At 69.0% G+C, this 14,828-nt stretch carries 19 protein-coding genes and 1 pseudogene; 6 read left to right on the top strand and 14 right to left on the bottom strand.

Features of this window, described 5'->3' with window-relative positions:
• Positions 1-8: 8 nt before the first annotated feature.
• From ACIG36_RS32000 to ACIG36_RS32010, 3 genes are all read right to left on the bottom strand, one after another.
• Positions 9-818 (bottom strand): alpha/beta hydrolase family protein, encoded by an 810-nt coding sequence (locus ACIG36_RS32000; RefSeq protein WP_399935637.1) that lies wholly within the window; start codon positions 816-818, stop codon positions 9-11.
• Positions 761-1,156 carry a hypothetical protein gene (locus ACIG36_RS32005; RefSeq protein WP_399935640.1) on the bottom strand — a complete coding sequence of 132 codons (396 nt, stop codon included), beginning with the start codon at positions 1,154-1,156 and terminating at the stop codon, positions 761-763. Before ACIG36_RS32005 ends, ACIG36_RS32000 begins: the two co-directional genes overlap by 58 nt.
• Before the next feature lie 172 nt (positions 1,157-1,328).
• The gene (locus tag ACIG36_RS32010) at positions 1,329-1,811 is read right to left on the bottom strand and encodes a flavoprotein (protein ID WP_399935643.1); all 483 of its coding nucleotides are present in this window, start codon (positions 1,809-1,811) and stop codon (positions 1,329-1,331) included.
• 329 nt (positions 1,812-2,140) lie between these two features.
• Between ACIG36_RS32010 and ACIG36_RS32015 the strand changes: the two genes are divergently transcribed.
• From ACIG36_RS32015 to ACIG36_RS32025, 3 genes are all read left to right on the top strand, one after another.
• Complete coding sequence (locus ACIG36_RS32015; RefSeq protein WP_399935646.1) at positions 2,141-2,725, top strand: hypothetical protein; 585 nt, start codon at positions 2,141-2,143, stop codon at positions 2,723-2,725.
• A 315-nt stretch (positions 2,726-3,040) separates the two neighbouring features.
• Complete coding sequence (locus ACIG36_RS32020) at positions 3,041-3,331, top strand: hypothetical protein (RefSeq protein ID WP_399935649.1); 291 nt, start codon at positions 3,041-3,043, stop codon at positions 3,329-3,331.
• A 71-nt stretch (positions 3,332-3,402) separates the two neighbouring features.
• A complete protein-coding gene (locus tag ACIG36_RS32025; RefSeq protein WP_399935653.1) occupies positions 3,403-4,443 on the top strand; it encodes a fatty acid desaturase in 1,041 nt (346 codons plus the stop codon).
• A gap of 81 nt (positions 4,444-4,524) precedes the next feature.
• On the opposite strand, the gene dapF is transcribed toward ACIG36_RS32025, so the two are convergent.
• Both dapF and ACIG36_RS32035 read right to left on the bottom strand, forming a co-directional pair.
• Entirely contained in the window at positions 4,525-5,448 is a 924-nt protein-coding gene (gene dapF, locus ACIG36_RS32030; protein WP_399935657.1) for a diaminopimelate epimerase, read from the bottom strand.
• Positions 5,445-5,699 (bottom strand): hypothetical protein, encoded by a 255-nt coding sequence (locus ACIG36_RS32035; RefSeq protein WP_399935661.1) that lies wholly within the window; start codon positions 5,697-5,699, stop codon positions 5,445-5,447. The genes dapF and ACIG36_RS32035 overlap by 4 nt, the downstream gene beginning before the upstream one ends.
• A 113-nt stretch (positions 5,700-5,812) precedes the next feature.
• On the opposite strand from ACIG36_RS32035, the gene ACIG36_RS32040 reads away from it, so the two are divergent.
• Both ACIG36_RS32040 and ACIG36_RS32045 read left to right on the top strand, forming a co-directional pair.
• A complete protein-coding gene (locus ACIG36_RS32040; RefSeq protein WP_399935664.1) occupies positions 5,813-6,583 on the top strand; it encodes a GntR family transcriptional regulator in 771 nt (256 codons plus the stop codon).
• Between the two features lie 52 nt (positions 6,584-6,635).
• Positions 6,636-7,544 (top strand): hypothetical protein, encoded by a 909-nt coding sequence (locus ACIG36_RS32045; protein WP_399935667.1) that lies wholly within the window; start codon positions 6,636-6,638, stop codon positions 7,542-7,544.
• Between the two features lie 107 nt (positions 7,545-7,651).
• Here the strand turns inward: ACIG36_RS32045 and ACIG36_RS32050 are convergent, their stop codons facing one another.
• The 9 genes and pseudogenes from ACIG36_RS32050 to ACIG36_RS32090 all read right to left on the bottom strand — a co-directional run bounded on the left by ACIG36_RS32050 (position 7,652) and on the right by ACIG36_RS32090 (position 13,937).
• On the bottom strand, positions 7,652-7,978 hold the full coding sequence (locus tag ACIG36_RS32050; RefSeq protein WP_399935670.1) for a hypothetical protein: 327 nt from the start codon (positions 7,976-7,978) through the stop codon (positions 7,652-7,654).
• The gene (locus ACIG36_RS32055) at positions 7,975-8,274 is read right to left on the bottom strand and encodes a hypothetical protein (RefSeq protein WP_399935673.1); all 300 of its coding nucleotides are present in this window, start codon (positions 8,272-8,274) and stop codon (positions 7,975-7,977) included. The genes ACIG36_RS32050 and ACIG36_RS32055 overlap by 4 nt, the downstream gene beginning before the upstream one ends.
• Before the next feature lie 128 nt (positions 8,275-8,402).
• Positions 8,403-8,732, bottom strand: a complete 330-nt coding sequence (locus ACIG36_RS32060) for a hypothetical protein (RefSeq protein ID WP_399935676.1) — start codon at positions 8,730-8,732, stop codon at positions 8,403-8,405.
• A gap of 206 nt (positions 8,733-8,938) precedes the next feature.
• Positions 8,939-9,334 carry a hypothetical protein gene (locus ACIG36_RS32065; protein ID WP_399935679.1) on the bottom strand — a complete coding sequence of 132 codons (396 nt, stop codon included), beginning with the start codon at positions 9,332-9,334 and terminating at the stop codon, positions 8,939-8,941.
• Positions 9,335-9,373: 39 nt separating this feature from the next.
• A pseudogene (locus ACIG36_RS32070) lies at positions 9,374-9,589 on the bottom strand (hypothetical protein); the annotation flags it as partial.
• Positions 9,582-9,767, bottom strand: a complete 186-nt coding sequence (locus tag ACIG36_RS32075; protein WP_399935841.1) for a hypothetical protein — start codon at positions 9,765-9,767, stop codon at positions 9,582-9,584. The pseudogene ACIG36_RS32070 and the gene ACIG36_RS32075, both read right to left, overlap by 8 nt.
• Positions 9,768-9,992: 225 nt before the next feature.
• Positions 9,993-11,387, bottom strand: a complete 1,395-nt coding sequence (locus ACIG36_RS32080) for a replicative DNA helicase (RefSeq protein WP_399935682.1) — start codon at positions 11,385-11,387, stop codon at positions 9,993-9,995.
• Positions 11,388-11,476: 89 nt separating this feature from the next.
• Positions 11,477-12,634 carry a hypothetical protein gene (locus ACIG36_RS32085; protein ID WP_399935685.1) on the bottom strand — a complete coding sequence of 386 codons (1,158 nt, stop codon included), beginning with the start codon at positions 12,632-12,634 and terminating at the stop codon, positions 11,477-11,479.
• Positions 12,635-13,190: 556 nt separating this feature from the next.
• On the bottom strand, positions 13,191-13,937 hold the full coding sequence (locus tag ACIG36_RS32090; RefSeq protein WP_399935688.1) for a GntR family transcriptional regulator: 747 nt from the start codon (positions 13,935-13,937) through the stop codon (positions 13,191-13,193).
• A 502-nt stretch (positions 13,938-14,439) separates the two neighbouring features.
• Between ACIG36_RS32090 and ACIG36_RS32095 the strand changes: the two genes are divergently transcribed.
• Positions 14,440-14,784, top strand: a complete 345-nt coding sequence (locus tag ACIG36_RS32095; RefSeq protein ID WP_399935691.1) for a hypothetical protein — start codon at positions 14,440-14,442, stop codon at positions 14,782-14,784.
• The last annotated feature ends 44 nt before the right edge of the window (positions 14,785-14,828 follow it).

Raw genomic sequence — 14,828 nt, forward strand, 5'->3', positions numbered from 1 at the left:
CTGCCCGCCTAGGCCGCGAGGAAACCGGCGACGCGGTCAATGACCTCGGCCTGCCACGCCTGCGTCTGCGGGTGAAGGTACTCCGGATCCCCGTGCACGGCGCATCCGTGTTCGGCGCCCTCGAGCTCCATCAGCTCCGCCGGGCCGCCGAAGGCCTTCACGTAGCGGCGGGAGGAGTCGACCGGTACGAAGGAGTCCTTCGTACCGTGCACGATCAAGGTGGGCGCGCTGACCGCGGGCAGGAAGGCCTGCGGGTCGAGGTGGTGGACCTCGTTGAGGAGGGCGCGGCCCAGGGCGAACGGGCTGTGCTCGGTGAAGCCTTGCCCGTCGAGGGCCTGTGCGGCCTCGGCCGACAGGTAGCCGGCGGGGTCGGTGTACGGGCGGCTGGTGATGTACCGCTCGCGGTAGTCGATCCGCGGGTAGAGCAGGACCAGGCGCTCGACGTCGTCCGGCCTGTGCGCGGCGTGCAGCGCGGCCGCGCCGCCGGAGAACGAGGCCGCGATCACTGACACGGGCCGGTCGAGACCGCTCTCGGCACGCAGGTGGTCCGCGGCGGCCCGGATGTCGTTGGCGACTGCGGCGATCGTGATGTCCTGCGGCCGGCCACCGCTGGCGCCGTGGGCCCGCAGGTCGAAGCGCAGGCAGCGCGTCCCGGCCTCCGCGAGTCGGGCCGCGATCCGGGGGAGAAAGTCGCCTTCCCGAGTGACGCCGGCGCCGTGCACCAGCACCGCCAGCCGTTCCACAACCCCCTCCGGGACCGTCACCGTGCCCACCAGGGCAGTGCCGTCGAGCGAACGGAACGCGGTCTCCAGCTCCATGAGGCGGAGCGTACCGACTCCGGCCCGCCCGCACAGGAGATCAGCCCAGACGCCGAGCCCAGCCTGCCGCGGCCGCCCTGGGCGATGTCGAGCCGCTGTCCATCGGTCGCCGCCCACATGGCGCTGCTCGTGAACGCGACCGCCAGGCCGTAGAGACGGCTGCGCACGCCCTTGGTCGCGGTGCCGCGCTGCTGGAGGTCGAGGGCCTGCCGGGCCAGGGTGGCGGCGCGGGTCTCCAGCGCCGTGGTGCCGCCGTGCCGGTCGTCGCTGGCGACCGGGGTGTTGGGGCGGAGCCCCTGCATCGCTTGAACCGGCACTCCCACGGCCACCCGCACCACGAACTCACCTCTTACGAGGTGAGACAGCGTGCTGGTCAGCCGCCCACCAGGAAGGCGTTCCCGCCGGCGCAGCCGCGATCTCCCGCGCGGTACCGGCCGCGAACACTGAAGGGCCCGGTGCCGCCGTGGCGCCCCTCGAACGACACAGGAGCAGCAGGCATGACGGCGCTCGTCAGCTGGGCAGCGCGTTGACAGCGGCCTGCCAGGGGTAGGCGTCAAGGTCACCGTGGCGGGGTTTGTGCGGCATGAAACCAACGTCGCCGAGCAGCATGGTCACGCCCGCGCTGCGCAGGGTCTGAACGCTTGTGGGGACGGCGGGGTGGCGATCCTGGGCGTCGTTCCAGTGCGGGAGGGCGACGATCGGCAGGCCCAGGCCGATCACCTCGGTGAGCAGTCCGAGCGCGAGGGTGTCCGAGATCCCTGCCGCCCACTTGTTGAGGCTGTTGGAGGTGAGCGGCGCGGCGAGGATCGCGTCGGGAGGCGGCAGCAGATCGGGCTGGCTGGGGAGCTTGTACTGGTGCCGGACGGGGTGGCCGGTGAGCTTCTCGAGCACCTCGATCTGGTCGTCGGAGTCCTCGCTCGCCCACCGGTAGGCGGAGGGCGTGAAGATCGCGCAGGCATCCCAGCCGGCGGCCTGCGCAATGCGGATGGGCACGTCGAGGCGGCGGGCGGGGCAGCAGAGGCAACGAGGTAGAGCGTGCGCGTGGTCATCCGGGTAGTCCGCAGCGATCGGCCAGTGCCTGCAACCGCCCCTCCGCCGTGCCGGTCCCCAGCAGGCGCAGGTCTTCCACCATCTCATGCTCATAGCCTCCACAGCGGTTGAACTTGAAGAGCAAGCCGAGCGTGATGGCTTCGATAGGCCCATACGATTCAGTCGGCAGCCTGGGTCCTTCTGCGCCAGAAGGACCCAATTTGCATACCGGTGTTGGCGGGAGTCAACTTGCAAGTAAGGGGATTTAAAGACCTCATCACAGAGGAGGACTCATGCCCATACTTGTTCCAACCAAGGATGTAGCGGAACCGCAGCACATGTTCATCACCTACAAGAACGCCGACGAGGCGAACGCGCTGATGATCATCCACACCGGGACAATCTCATTTGTATGGGGCAGCGACGACGGTGAAATCCATCCTGAACAGCTGGTCTCCTACGTGCCATACGGCCGTGCACCCGGTGCTCCACAACCCGAACTCCCCATCGGAAAGATCCAGGACTTCTCCAACATCAACACGAGTCAGGTCGTCACAGCATCACTTGGAGCATTTCGGGTTGGACCCGAAAGCAGCGACGAAGACTCTCTTGTGGCTGTGGACTTCTCGGTGCTGGAATTCGCTACACAGAACCAGCCCCAGTTCGCCGCCCAGAATAACGGCAATGCTCCGTGGTGTCTCATCCTCAAGGCAAAGGTAGCCGCCAAACGCGGACACTTGTACAGGGTTCCCTACCAGGTGACAATCCAGGTAGAAGGTGAGCACGGAGTAGCCAGCATTCCGACTCTTACCCCCGCTCCTGCTGGCAGCATGCTGGATCCAGGTCTCCTGACACCAGTGGGCTGGACCCCCTTCTGACGAGTTGGTTCGTGAGCGGCTCGTGTCACGGTGGCCAGCTTTCAGACCGCGCCTCGCGCATACCCATGACCACCAGGTGTCTCTGTTCACAAAGCGTCACAACCAGCCCCACGCCGAACACCTGTATCAGGGATGGCCGATGAGTCAAAAGATCTCGACCGCGACGCAGTTGGGGTAGACCCGATAACCGATGGAGACTCGCGCGGCCTCAAAGACCAGCCCTCTCCGCGTTCGACCCACGGCCCTCACACTCATGTCCGACGTCGAGCGGCCGGGTCGCAAGCGGGCCGCGCACCGCTCGTTGACAGCTCGCCGATGCTCTGGTGGCAGACCGGCGACGGTGTCGAGGATCTCACGCGTATCCGGGTCGGCGGCGTTCCACAGGCCGACGACGCGGGCGGCTTGGTCCTCGTCGAGGTGCTGATTCGTACGAACGGTCTCGATGGTGAGCGTCTGTTTCTCCGGTCGCGGTTGCCGGGGCGGCCGGTCCGGGCCGCCCGCCCCGGGAAACGGGAAACAGGCGTCGGCTTCGCCGGGACGGACGGGCTGGTCTTCAGCGTCGGATCCATCACGCCCGATGTGGTGCGGGCCCTGGCGCCCCGATAACTAGTGACTAATTGTACTGTGTGTGACGACTGGCGGGGATCTGCCCGCCTCCCGTCTGCCCAGGACTTCTCATGCCGTTGTGCTTAGCCCTCGTCGCTGCGGGCGTCGTTCTGCGCCAGGTCGACCGGGTGTGGTTCACCCGTGGCCGTCCCCGTACCGCGCGAGCGACCGAGCTGATACCCCTTCAGCGGGCCCGCGCCAACAACTGGACCCCGGTGCTGCTGCTGGCCGGGCAGTGGCTGCAGATCGCCGGCTGGTGGCTGTTGGCCGCCCAGGGGCTCCTGCCCGCCGCCGTCGCCGCCGTCGGCGTCGCCGTTGCCTTCCGGCATCTGCAGGAGATCAGCCACTTCGCCGTCCACGGCGTCCTCGCACGCACCGTCGGCGCGAACCGGCTGCTGGGTGAGGTGTTCGCGCACCTTCCGCTCGGGCTGCCCCCGATCGCGGTGAGGCGTCGGCGGCATGTGCGCGACCACCACCCCAACGCGACCCTCGCCACCGACCCCAACATCACCGACCTCCGTGAGGCCGGACTTCACCTGGGCGTCGGCCGCATGCAGTTCGCCCTCGCGCTGCTGTACCCGCTGACCCCGCGCGGGATCCGGGCGACCATCACCGCCATCGCAGCGAGCCTGCGCCGCTCCCCCGGCCGCGCAGCCGCCGTCGGCGCCCTCCTCGCCACTGCCTTCCTCATCGGCGGCCCGGCCGCCCTGGTCTACGGCGTCCTCGTCCCGCGGCTGCTGCTCTACCCCCAGCTCGCCCACCTCAGCCTGCTCGTCGAGCACACCTGGTTCGACCCCGAGCCGCGTGCCGGCTCCCCGGCCGAGGTCGAGGCTGGGCGCTGCCTGCGCCTGTACCCGCGTCGCCGGCTGCTGGCGGCGCTCGCCGCCGCGACCTGGCTGCCGTACGGCGATCTGTACCACTACGCGCACTCCGCCCACCCCTCGGTGCGCTGGAGCTACCTGCCCGCCCTCGAGCGCCATCTGGCGCCTCCCCACTTCCTGCCCCGGGCCCTGCTGTGGGGCGCAGGTTCCGTCGTCCGCCGGCACCGGAATGCCCTCATGCCGCAACCCGCCGCCGCGAGCGCACCAGCGGGACGGCCCGTCGCCGCGTAGCCGGGAGAGACAATGCCGGAAGGCCCGGACCCCTGGGGGTCCGGGCCTTCCGGCATTCGTCCGGGCGGGCTTGGCGGGCGGTCAGGGCCGCCAGGGCGACGGCCGCCGGGCCCAGGGGCGCGGCACGCCTGGGGAGGTAAGGGTGACGGCTCCCTGGGCGACGATCGCGGCAGGGCCGGTGAGCTCGAGGGCTCCGTCGGCGGTCACCGTGACGTGCAGGCGGCCGCCGGGGAGGTCCACGGTGTAGCGGCCGGCTCGGGCTGCCGCGCGGCTGCTGCTGTGCAGGACGGCCGCGACGGCGGCGCAGGCGCCGGTTCCGCACGCGCGGGTCTCGCCGACTCCGCGTTCGTGGACGCGCAGCTGGAGGTGGCGCGCGCTGCCGAGCACGGCGAAGTCGACGGTGACGCCGTGAGGGTAGGCGCTGGCCGGGGTGACGGCGGGCGGGGTGCGAAGGTCCCCGGCGTGCTCGAGGTCGTCGATGATGACGACGGCGTGGGGGTTGCCCATGTCGACGTGGAGGGCGGGCCAGCGGCGGCGGCCGACGGTGACTTTGATGTGGCCGGGGCCGGGCAGGCGGGGGCGGCCCATCAGGACGGTCACCGGGCCCTGGAAGTCGTGCGCGCGGGCGGGGACGCGGGCGTGCCGGACGCCGGCGCGGGTGGCGATGGGGACGGTGCCGGGCGGGGCCAGGCCGCTGTCGACGAGGTAGCGGGCGAAGACGCGTACCCCGTTGCCGCACATCGCGGCGGCGGTGCCGTCGGGGTTGCGGTAGTCCATGAACCACTCGGCCTCGGCGGTCATCGCGGCGGCCTCGGGGTCGGCGGCGGTCCGTACAGCGCGCAGGAGGCCGTCGGCGCCGATCCCGGTGCGCCGATCGCACAGGCGTCGGACCTCGTCGGCGGACAGCACCAAGCGGTGGTCGGGGTCGGGCAGGAGTATGAAGTCGTTCTCGGCGCCGTGGCCCTTGAAGAAGGCCTGGGCGGCGGGGAAGAGCTGGAGAGTCACGGGCTGGTGCCCTTTCCCAGTTCGAAGCGGAGCCAGATGGTCTGTCCGGTTTCGGTCACGGTCAGGCCGAACTCGGAGCCCAGGTAGAACACGGGGATCGCATGGATCCAGTGGCGCAGGAGGGTCTTGGTGACGGGGATCTCGATGCGTACGGCGTTGCCTTCGTCGATGACGCTGGGCGGGACGCCGGACAGCGCGGTGAGCTGTGCGCTCGCCGAGTGGATGACGGCGATCTGCGGGTCGTAGGCCACTGCACCCCGATCGGCCCAAGAATCTGACACAGGGTGGTACTAGTCACTAGTTTTCAAGCTAGTGACTAGATTTGTCAATCGGTAGAGATCAACATTCCTGGGGCAGGAGAGGCATGAGCGACGGTGCGTCACGTACCCCTCCGCACCCCTACGAGCGGGTCGCGGCCGCCTTCCGTGAACGCATCGCCGACGGCACCTGGCCGCCGGGCCACAAGCTGCCCTCCCGCACGGAGCTGGGCGCCGAGTTCGGCGTCGGCGAGAACGTCGTCCGCCGCGCCCAGGAAGTCTTGATCACCGAGGGCCTGCTGGAAGGCCGCCCGGGTGCGGGCACCTTCGTGCGCCCGACGTACGACAAGCGCACGATGCTGCGGACCCCGCCGCCCGGCGTGCCCCGCCCCGGCGTGGCCCCGGCCGGCTTCGAGGGCATCTGGGAATCGGACAGCCTCGCCAAGGTACCGGCCCCGGCGGACATCGCCGCCCGCCTCGCGATCACGCCCGGCGATGCGTGCGTGCGGACGGTGTACGAGTTCCTCGCCGAACGGCAGCCGGTACTGCTGGCCACCAGCTGGGAGCCCATGGCCATCACCGACCGCACCGTCATCGTCCTGCCCGAGGGCGGACCCCTGGCCGGCCGCGGCGTCGTCGAGCGCATGGCCCACATCGGCATCACCGTCAGCCGCGTCACCGAGGTTCCGCGCCCGGTCCGCCTCGACGACGCCCAGGCGCAGCTGCTGGGGATGCGCGCCGGGGCGCAGGCCCTGCGCATCATGCGCACGCACTACGACACCACGGGGCGGCCGGTGGAGACCGCGGACATCGTCGTCCCGGACGAGCGGTGGGAGGTCACCTACGACATCCCGCTGCCCATACCGGCGAGCGGCTGAGGCGGGCAATCACAGCGTGGCCCGACCTGGGCCGAGGAGGGGGAACTCCATCGTGTCTGCACCACCCCAGCGGTCGGCGGCCCGGCCCATCGACGCCCTGGCATCGCCGGCCCTGACGAACCTGCTCGGGATCGTCGGCATCGTCACCCCGGTTGCGGCCTGGGCCACCGCCCAGCCGGACATCAAGAACCTGTTGCTCATCGTCGAGACAGTGATCGTCCTGGTCCTGGTCGGCACCCATTTATGGCTGCGCAAGCGGTTCATCACGCTGCGCCGGGCCAATAACCTCAAGTCCATGGATGACCCCGGCTACTACGACCTTGTCCGCGCGCACGCCGAGAGGGAGCTGATCTCCGAGTACTCCGAGATCGCCGACGGGCACATGAGGGTCTACGCCAGCGAAGTCCCCCGCCTGTCGGTGATGCTGGTCAAGACGCTCATCGAGGCCCAGTCCGAGCCCCAGAAAATCCTGGCGGCCGACCTGACCACCGACCCTTCCTTGTTGACCAGGCGCCGCGAGTACATGGCCGCGAACCGGCAGATGATCGAGGCCGGCGGCACCATCAACCGGCTCTTCATCGCCCACCGCGACGACCTCGCACGCGAGACCTACGCGCGCGACCTGCTCGCGCTCATCGCCTCCCACCGGCAGCTCGGCGTCACCTGCGGCCTCGCCGTCCGCGAGCACCTGCGGCCCGAGCAGGCCGTGGACTACATCGTCTTCGCGGCCGCCGCCGTTCTCGTCGAGGAAGAGCAGGGCGACGCCGAATACACCCGCGGGCGATCGAGCGTGTATTTCAAGGACTCGGCCCGCTGGCGCGAGCGGTTCGAATCCGCCTGGGGTCACGGCGCCGACGCCGCCCCCATGGCCCTGCAGACCTACGAGATCCTCACCCGCCCCATGCTCGAAGCCGGCACCTGGGACGCCGACCGCGTCAAGCAGAGCGTCGACGGCCTGTAGAGGGCATGCAGGAGGGGCCCCGGCGAGACGTACTCGCTGGGGCCCCTTCCCAGTTGTTCACCGTCCATCACGGTGGCGCAGCCGGACAGCTGCCGTCGCGCTCCGGGTCAGAAGTCGGGCCAGTCGTCCGAGACCACGATGCGGGCGATGTAGATGCGCGGGCCGTCGTCGCCCGGCTCGCCCTCGCGCACGTGGTACTCGGCCAGGCCGATGTCCCGGGCCAGCGGTACCGAGAACCAGCCCGGCCGGCCGGAGACCGGGTGCGCGAGCGGGGGGACCGGGTGCTCGCGCAGCTCGACCATCAGGTTCATCACGGCGGAGAACACCGAGGCCGAGGCCTCGGGGGCAAGCAGCGGAAAGACGGCGGGCGAGAGCTGGATGCGGTCCTCCTCGGCCTCGTCGCCGTCTTCCCACTCGTGGTGCTCATCGCTCACCGGCTATCAGCCTCGCGCGCCGCCTGGGCCTCACGCAGGACCGCGGCCGCCGGCCGTCCGGGAGCCGTCCCGTTCTCGACGGCGGTACGGACCGACTCCGGCAGGGGGTCGGCGTACATTGTGGCCCGCAGCCACCAGCGGCGCAGCACGCCCAGCAGCTCGTGCTCGTCCGCCTGCCCCATCTCCCGGTAGAACTCCATCCGGTCCGCCGGCGGCAGCGCCTCCGCCACCCCGTTCTGGGTGCGCGGGATCGACGGCGCCCCGCTGTCGCCGTAGTGCACGGGTTGTGCGCTCATCGGTGTGCCCCTTCCGTCTCCCCCGAGTCTGCCCTCTCCGGGGCACCCCGGTCGACCGGCTCGGCGCGGCCCGCCACGGTTCTGCTCTGCGTCGGGGTGCCGCTTCGTGCGAACGGTCTCGACAGTGATCACGCCTCGGCGGTCCCTGCCTTGCTGCCCGCTTCGGCCTCCCGGGCAGCCTTCAAGCGGTAGTACTCGGCCTCCTCCTCCGCAGTGGCGAGCTGGACGTCCTCCACCACGTCGACCTCCAGGATCGGCACGCCACCTCCGCCTATGCGGTACCGGACGTCCTTGACCCTGTAGAGCTCTCCGGACGCCTCCTGCTCGGCGAAGTACTCGCTGGCGGCCGCCAGGAGTTCTGAGAAGGGGTGGCGCTTCTCGCGGTCGAGGAAGCCGACGCTGTGCACGGCGGTGGTGTTCCAGCGGGCTGCCGTGACCCCATTGGACTGTTTACTCATCTTCTTTCTCCGTATCGATGACGGGCCGGGCCACCGACGTGCGGCGGCCCGGGGCACCGGGGATGAAACGTTGTAGGTTCTCGCTTTCGGTGTCATGTGCCGACGCTGTGACCTGGACGTTCCCCTCCAGTCTCACGACGTGTCGGCAGGCGGCTGTCTCAGATCGGTGTCATTTCCTCAGGCTGTCCAGCCGGCTGCGCCGGACCTCATGAGCCTGCATCGGCGGCCGTCCGTTCCATCCACTCCCGCACCTTCACTGCTTGCTCGATGCGGTTGACGATGTCCTTCTTGGACTCCGCGTCCAAGGTCTCCGGGATCTTGTCGAAGGTGTCGGGAAGGACGTCGAGGAGACCCCAGACCTGTTCGCCGGTGCTGACGGTCAGCAGCTGCTGACACCGCCACTGCAGCGACACCTCGGGACGGTGCGTGAGCCGCTGCACGAGCGTCGGGAACAGGTAGTGCGTCGCCTCTGCGGCGAGGTGCTCTCGTAGCCAGTCGACCGGGAGCCGCTGGCTGAAGCCATGCATGGCGGCCTCCTGGGCCAGGTCCAGGAGCTGAGTGGTGTCGACGGCTCGAACGGTGCGGGGAAGGGTCGGGGTCATGCCGCGATGATGCCAAGAAGCCTCCGCGGGGCCGAGCGGTCAGCCGGGCCGGGATGCAATCTGGCGACGGGCAGGACCCCAGACTTCCTCGAACTCCTCGAAGGTGAGTTGTTCGGGGGCGTGGCCTTCCCATTCCGAGACGGGCAGCTCGGCGGTGATCCCGAACCTGCTGTCGTACTCGTCGAGGCGGCCTGCGTCGCGGGCCCGCTGCCACTCGGCGAGGGAGGCAGCTGCGATCGGGGTCAGCTCAGGCCCGGTCGCGCATCGTCGCAGACCAGTAGGTCCCCGAATAGTGCCTCTGGCCCTTGTACCAACGGAACGTTCTCCATGGGATCGCCGCCGAGAGGACGGCGCTGCCGACACCCGTCCAGGTCTCGTCCTCGAAGGTCCGCCCTCGGGTACGGAAACTCACCGCCGTCGACTCGACAGGCATCAGACCACCCCCACTCCTCAGCGTCGGATCACGACGCTTCCAAGCAGCTGATGACAGCTTGAACCCGGCGGCGGTACCGTCGCCAGAGGTACTGGAAATCGCCCACACCATCGAGCGAACCGAGGGCCCAACTCCTCGCCAGTCTCACGACGATGTCGTATATGACAGCCATACGACATCGGCCGTGAGATTACGACACGGGGCGTGAGACCCTACACGTGAAGGTCAGGGGCGTGCCATGCTGACGAGGCGGGCATAGTGCCCCTGCATGGCCAGTGGAAATTTCCGGCCACGGGCGCCGTTGCGGTTCTTGGCGACGATCACGTCAACTTCGCCGGGGCGGACGGGCTGGTCTTCGGCGTCGGTCTCGATGTGCAGGATGAGCACGATGTTGGAGTCCTGCTCGATGGCGCTGGACTCCTTGAAGTCGGTCAGCGTGGGCTGACGGCCGGCGCTGCCCCGGTTGAACTGGGCGAGTGCGATCACCGGGACGCGGAAGTCCATGGCGATCCGCTTGAGGCCGCGCGAGATGGCGGCGACCTCTTGGGCGCGATTCTGGTTGCCGGCTTCCTTCTCGGCGTTCATGAGCTGGAGGTAGTCCACGATGATCAGGCCGGGTGTCTCACCGCGGGAGGCCATCCAGCGGGCGCGGGCGCGGATGTCGCCCAGGGTGGCGGAGCCGCTGTCTTCGATCTTGAAGTTGTGGGCGTTCTGCATGCGGTCGCTGACCTTGGCGATTTTCTTCCAGTCGTCGTCGGTTAGGCCCTTGCGCTGGATCAGCTTGGTCAGGTTGACCTTGGCTTCGGCGGCGGTCATGCGGGCCAGGAGTTCGGCGCCGTCCATCTCGAGGGAGAACATCAGGACCTGCTTGCCCCGGCGCAGGGCGGCGTGCGTGCCCCAGTTCACCGCCATCAGGGACTTACCCCCGGAGGTCGCCGCGCCGATCGTGATCAGCTCGCCCGGCTTGATCTCCAGGACCTCGTTGAGGTCCGCCCACGGGGTGTCGAGGGCATCGGGGTCGGCGCCCGCCTCCAGCTGGTCGACGAAGGACTGCCACCGGTCGGCCACGGAGGTCTTCGGCGCCTCGTCGGTGCCTGAGACCACCTGCTGAAGTTCGGCCTGCGCGGCGTCGTAGATGTCCTTCGGGTCGCCCTGGGCCGCGTAGCACCGCTGAGCAAGGCGGGTGCCGATCTCGACGCCGAGGCGCAGGACGGATCGCTCCAGGACGATCTCGGCGTAGTAGGCGGCGTTCGCGGCCGTGGGCACCTGCTGGACGAGGGTGTGCAGGTAGGGGGCGCCGCCGGCGCGGGTAATTTCGCCGAGCCGGGTCAGCTCGGCGGCCAGGGTGATCGGGTCGACGGGATCGCCCTCGGTCCACATGCGGTAGGCGACGGCGTAGATCAGCTCATGGGCGGGCCGGTAGAACACGCCGGGCCGGGGGGCCTTGAGGACCTCGACGACCTCGGCGATGGCGTCCTTACTCAGCAGCATGCCGCCGAGGACCGACTGTTCGGCGTTGACGTCCTGCGGTGGTACCCGATCGAACTGCCGGTCCTGCTGTTCGTCGAACGGCTCGGGGACCGCGATGTCGTCGCCGGCGCGCTGAGATGCGATGCTCATGGGTGGAGATCCTCTTTCGGGTTTCCGTCGCGGCGGCCGGGCTTGGGCAAAGGAATCCGGCCGCCGCCTTGTGTTGTCGGTAGAGCAGGTCAGACCGCTACGGCACGTGAGCGCAGGCAGGTGCACGCCATAGCGCCGTCCGGCGAGTCGAACCAGCCCTCGTCGCAGCCCTTCGGGCAAGGGCTACCGACGGGCGTCTTTTCCGGGGCTCTCGTGGTCGGGCGGGCAGCACGCTTGCGGTTGGCCCTGGCGTGCTTCGACAGCGACGTCCAGCCCTTCGCCGGGAGCTCTGCGGCAAGTTCGGCCAGCCCCTCGACGGCTGCGCCAGCTGCCAACAGCTCTCCCGCCTCCCGACGGACCAGATCAAGCTCGCCCGGCAGGGCTGGCAGCTTCAGGGCAGCGGCAGCAGCGGCATACGCGGCAACGACCTGTTGGGCCATCTCTTCCAGACCCCTGGCCCCACTCTGGGGCGGCACCGTGGTGGTCGGCGAAGCCTGGTCTCTCTCTCCCCGCGCAGCGGGCAGCGGAGACGCGGTCTGACCTGCGGCCTCAGCAGAGAGAGAAGATCCATTAGAAGACACCACGGGAAGATCGCGTTCCCGCAGGTCATCACGAGAGTCCTGGTCGGAATCACGACCACCGTGGTCGGAATCCCGACCAGCCTGGTCGGAATTCCGACCAGGCCCCTTCTTCTGGTCGGAATTCCGACCAGACTTCGGGGCAGCCTTGCGGGACGGCTTCGCGGCAGATGCGGGGGCAGGCTCCTCGGCTCGGGGACCGTCGGCCTCTCCGGCGGTGGCCTTGATGGCCTGGAGCTTCGCCTCGGCGTTACGCCACCCCTGGTAGCCCTTGGGCGCAGCATCGTTGATGCGGATGCGCAACGGCTTGTCGGCGGCCTTCTTACTGGAGGACGTCGTCAGCGGCTCCCCCTCGGGGGTGGTCACGAGACCGACAGCGGTCAGCGCCCGCAGCATGTCGCGGACACGTGTGAGGCTGGAGGTCTTCCCGTTCGGGCCCGGGATCAGCTCGCACATCTCGTTGAGCGTGAGCTTGCGGACGTGGTTGGCGAACTTCTCGATCACGAGACCGCGCAAGACCACGTAGCCACGTACATCGGCGTCGCGGAGGTCAGCGCACAGTCCGACCCAGTCCTTCACCCGGGTTTCGTACCAGCCGCCGTCCTCGGGGCCGTACAGCTCGACAACCTGCTCGCCGTCGGGGGCACTCTGCTGTTTCGGGATGCTCACTGGGCACCCCTGTCAGTTGTGCCGAGCCGGGAGGCCGCGGTCGGCATCCGTTCTCCGGAGGGGCGCTCAAGCAGGCCAACACGGACGCCGCACCAACGAGAGGCTGTGATGTGAGCAACACCACGCCTTGGGACTTCACCCAAGGGGGTGTCGGTGGTAAAGGGCATCCCCGCGGGGAAAAATGCCTGGTCAACCTGATCTTTCAGGCCGTGCAACCTGGTCGCCTTCCCGCGATCAGCGGAACAGGACGTCACACCTACTGCACGAACCCACGGCGGGCCCGCTATCGTGGACCCGCACGCGGTTCGACGCGAGCGAAGGGGAACGCTCCTGAGCCGCTACCGCGAACTCTGGCCGGCCGACTCGCTCTACTTTGGCGAGTGGGATCGAGTCTCCGGCTTGGTAGGCCCGGACCTTTTGGTCCGGGCCTTCTGCATTTCGTGTCACTCCAGTGATCTGGAGTGACGGTGCGCATCGTATCCCTCGACGTGTCGGCTGCCGGGCCAATACCAGCTCACCTGGGCGCGCCTGACACAACGTCCGTATTTGATGCGGATTAGACCCCCAGTTCGTAGACGAGGCGGTGTCGGTCGCCGGGGGCGATCGTCTGCACTACGCGGATGGGCGCGGTCTCGCCGTAGCCGATGCGCACGTGCTCGGCGACGGGTGTCCCGGGCGGGAGGTTCAGGCGTTCGGCCTCCTCCGGGGTCGGCATCCGCACGTCGATCTCGTCCCGCACGCGCTGTTGAGGGTGTCCCGCTTGGGCCAAGACGTTGGCGGAGCGTGCCACGTCCCGCTCCTCGGCGAGGGGGGTGTCCCTGACGACGGCGACGGGGAACCACATGGTGGCCAGCTGGAACGGTCGGCCATCCACGGTGCGGAGGTGCTCGCGGCGGACGACTTCCTCGCCAGGGTCGATGTGCAGCCAGGCAGCGACCTCTTCTGACGCGCCCTCAGCGGTGACGCTGATCGTCTGGGCGGGTTCTCGGCCGGCTTCCTTGATGGTGGTGGCCCAGTCGTCCATGACGGCCGTGCCCTGCGCCGAGCTGGTCAAGTTCCAGGTGATGGGCCGGGAGGCCCGTACGCGCCGCCGGCCACCTCGCTCGCCGACGACGAGCCCTTCGACCTTCAGCACATCGATGCCCGCGCTGACGGTCTTGTGTGAGACCCCATAGCGACTGGCGAGCTCCCGGCTCGTGGGCAGCACCGCGCCCGGCGGCAGCGTGCCGCCTCTGATCTGCGCCCGGATGTCGTCGGCGATCGAGCGGGCGGTGGCCCGTTGATCGCGCTTCGCCTTCTCCATGGCCGCTGAGTGTACCCACCGAACCCGACTTTGGTACACAACCGGACCGCGCCGACCCCTCTGCGCGGCAAGTTAGGTACGTAACTCTTGACGGAAGCCTGCCGTAGTCCAGTAGTGTCCTCCCCAGTGGCACAAGTTGCGTACCGAACTTTTGGATGTGGCTACGCCGGATCGGGCACTCCTGTGCCCGGGTGCGTCCTCGGAACCGGTCCTTCGGGGCTAGGCCGGGAGAACGTCAGTGCCTTGAGAACTCAACAGAGCGCGAAGAGAAGAGAAGAGAAGAAACGCCCTCGGTGCTGGTCACAGCACTTCCAGAGCCAGTACGAGGACGTCCAGACAGTTTCGGTCCGGCGCATCCGCCTCGACGGGGATGTGCCGCGGCCGTGCCCGTCTGGGCCGACATGCACCTTCCCGGCGCCCGTAAACGGGCGCGGCCCCGGCAGGCGTTGCACCGCCTCCGGGGCCACTTCGGAACCCATCTCATCCAAGGAGTGGATCCCGCATGCACGACATCATGACGGACCCGGTGGTCGTCCGGCGAATCCCGCCGGCGCTCACCGTCTCCGCCACGCGGATCGGCTTGTCGCTGGAGCTCGGCATCGACACCGACCTGATCACCGGCAGCGAGTACGACATCCCCGAGACCCTGAGCGAGCAGCAGCGCCGCGACGTGCTGCTCGCCTGCTTCACCGAGGACTTCGCCCGCCGTGAGGCGCTGGCCGACATGGTCGCCTCCGGCTTCCTGCCCCTCGACGACGTCGCCCACGCCGTTGCGCACCTGGAGGTCATGGCCTCGGTTCTCGACGAGATCGAGGACGAGGCGGTGGCCTGGGGGTGGGCGGCATGACGGACGACGAGCGCAAGGCCCTGTCCGACAAGCTCCGCGAGGCC

Source organism: Streptomyces sp. NPDC053048 (assembly GCF_044547045.1).
Lineage (GTDB): Bacteria > Actinomycetota > Actinomycetes > Streptomycetales > Streptomycetaceae > Streptomyces.